The following is a 2,698-nucleotide window of genomic DNA, read 5'->3' as shown; positions in this document are numbered from 1 at the left end:
TCCGTCTTGTGGTTTCAATTGCTTCGTCAACTGCAAAACTCCGCAAATCTTGCTGCACAGTACGGATTTGAGATCATACTGAAAGCATTGCCAACTCGATCTTATCGAGAATGATGCAAGATCTGAGATATCTTAATTCGACCACTTAATGGGTAAAGTCATTGGAAGAAGTCGCCTAAGCAGTATCAATACGGTTTATGGCTTGTCCACCGTCAAGAACACCCTATTGGTTTTGTCGGGCTTCTTCATGCAGAAGCAGTGGCAAGGCTATGTTACAGAAGCTGCTGCTGTTGTCTTGAACTACAGTCTGCATACTTTGAATCTACCGAACGTGAATGCAGATGTGGATGTATCGAACACGGTTTCGGTACGAGTCCTACAAAAGTTAGGGATACAGCAAGTCAAAAACGCCTGTAGCAACAATTGCCCTTTACTATACTTTTCATTTCCCGAATATGCTAAAAACAACATCAGATCAATCTAATTCTGCTTACCCCCGCTATGAAAAGCAAACTGAACTCGTGATTGTGCAGCCTGATCCACAGATGCTATCGAGTGAGCGATGGTCGGGTTTTGTCGGTCTGTCTGCCAACACCGCAGGAACCACAGGAATCGCGATGGAGCTTGTCATTCTGCCACCGGGAGCCATTGCTCAGCCGCATGTCCATCCAGTGCATGAAACGGTTCTCTATCTACTCAAGGGGCGAGTCGAGGTTTGTTATGGCAAAGGACTGAACCAATGCCAAGTGTGCGAGGCAGGCGATTTCGTGTTTACGCCGCCCGGTGTGCCGCATCAACCTCGCAATCTGAGCGACACCGATCCGGTTTATGCGATCGCTGCTCGCAACGATTCCGCAGAACACGAGCAGAGCGAACCTTACAATCCAGAATCCTGATTTCTCCCGCGAGACTTTTACAATGTCTGACCTTGAACTTTATAGTGCGATCGCGTGCCCGTTTGCTCATCGTTCGCAGTTAACGCTAGTAGAAAAGCAAATTTCGTTTACGCTGATCGAACTCGACTTGCAAAACAAACCTGCTAACTTTTCAGAAATTTCCCCTTTTGGAAAGATTCCTGTACTGAAACACGGGCATCATCGAATTTGGGAATCCTCGATCATCAATGAATATCTGGAGGAAGTCTTTCCATCTCCATCGCTATTGCCTCAAAATGCCATACACCGTGCCCAAGCTCGAATTTGGATTCAGTTTGCCGATGCTCGATTATTTGAACCAACTCACCAATTATTGCTGACCCAAGATTTGCAACAGCGAGCAAAACTTGTGAACCAATTAACCGAGTCCTTGCAATGGATCGAGCAAACCGGATTGGCACAACTATCTGCAGCAGAACCCTACTGGTTGGGCGCAAGCTTGAGTCTGGTAGATCTAGCCTACTACCCTTGGTTTGAACAGATAGTAGTACTGAAGCATTTTCGCGGGTTTCAACTGCCGCGTGGACTTGATCGCTTAAAACGCTGGTGGAAGACGATGGCGAATCGTCAATCTGTTCAATCAGTTGCCAAGCCTCCCGATTTTCATCTAGAACACTATGGGCGATTGCAGCAACTCCAACCACATTAAACTTAGAACTCAGGAGAAAATTATGCTAGGTATGATGATTGACGGCAAATGGACGAATGAACAGAATGAGCGCAATCCCAGCGGTCGATATAACCCAAAGCCGACAATCTTTCGGAACAAGGTAACAGCAGATGGAGCGAGTGGATTTCCAGCAGAAGCGGGACGTTATCACCTCTATGTTGCTCTAGGATGTCCGTGGGCACATCGTACGCTGATTATACGAGAAGTCAAAGGATTACAGCAAATCATCTCTGTCTCGATCGTGGACTCTATCATGAGCGACCAAGGCTGGAAATTCTCAGATGCACCAGGAACAGTTCCGGACGCGGTGAATCAGGCTCAATACTTATCCGAAATTTATCTCAAAGCCGACCCACACTATACTGGGCGAGTGACGGTTCCCGTGTTATGGGACAAGCAATGTCACACGATCGTTAATAATGAGTCGCGTGATATCGTGCGAATGTTAAATGTCGAGTTCGCAGCATTGGCAACACAGCCAGTCGATTTATACCCGTGCGAATTACAAGTTCAGATTGATGACACGATTGATACGATCGCCCGTACCATCAGTAGTGGTGTCTATCGCGCTGGGTTCACCACTTCGCAAACCGTTTACGAAGCAGCCGTGATGGAAGTTTTTGAGGGCTTAGATCGATGGGAAACAGTACTAGGACAGCAACAGTACCTCTGTGGGGACCGCCTTACGGAGGCGGACATTGGCTTTTTTACAACCTTATACCGCTTTGATTCGGTTTACTACAGTCACTTCAAGTGTAATCTACGACGCATCGTAGACTATTCAAACCTGTGGAATTATCTCAAGGCACTCTATCAGCGTCCTGAGTTCAAAGTAACGTGCAATCTCGACCAGATCAAGCAGGGCTATTACAGAAGTATGACTGAGATTAATCCCAGTCGCATTGTGCCTAAAGGTCCAATGCTTAATTTTGATACGCTGTCTGATGTTCCTCACAGAGTTACATAGTAACTACTCAGGTTAAAAGATCGTAAGGAATTGTAGGCAAGTACGCAAATAACAGTAAAGTTCAAACTATTCAAAGTTGTCGTGAGGGCATCCTCTTGAGCGACCCTACTCCTAAAAATCTGGCAA

General features: G+C 46.4%; 4 protein-coding genes. All 4 read left to right on the top strand.

What is annotated here, in order from left to right; translation table 11 throughout:
- Positions 1-148: 148 nt before the first annotated feature.
- Genes J0L70_RS31940 through J0L70_RS31925 form a run of 4 tightly spaced genes read left to right on the top strand, consistent with a single transcriptional unit; the run spans position 149 to position 2,572 of the window.
- A complete protein-coding gene (locus tag J0L70_RS31940) occupies positions 149-484 on the top strand; it encodes a GNAT family N-acetyltransferase (protein ID WP_287457347.1) in 336 nt (111 codons plus the stop codon).
- Positions 456-896, top strand: a complete 441-nt coding sequence (locus tag J0L70_RS31935; protein ID WP_287457346.1) for a cupin domain-containing protein — start codon at positions 456-458, stop codon at positions 894-896. Before J0L70_RS31940 ends, J0L70_RS31935 begins: the two co-directional genes overlap by 29 nt.
- Before the next feature lie 22 nt (positions 897-918).
- Complete coding sequence (locus tag J0L70_RS31930) at positions 919-1,584, top strand: glutathione S-transferase family protein (protein ID WP_287457345.1); 666 nt, start codon at positions 919-921, stop codon at positions 1,582-1,584.
- A 22-nt stretch (positions 1,585-1,606) separates the two neighbouring features.
- Positions 1,607-2,572, top strand: a complete 966-nt coding sequence (locus J0L70_RS31925; protein WP_287457343.1) for a glutathione S-transferase family protein — start codon at positions 1,607-1,609, stop codon at positions 2,570-2,572.
- Positions 2,573-2,698 lie beyond the last annotated feature (126 nt).

It is taken from the genome of Leptolyngbya sp. UWPOB_LEPTO1 (genome assembly GCF_017302695.1).
Taxonomy (GTDB): domain Bacteria; phylum Cyanobacteriota; class Cyanobacteriia; order Leptolyngbyales; family Leptolyngbyaceae; genus Leptolyngbya; species Leptolyngbya boryana.
This window is presented reverse-complemented; position numbering and strand designations above follow the sequence as displayed.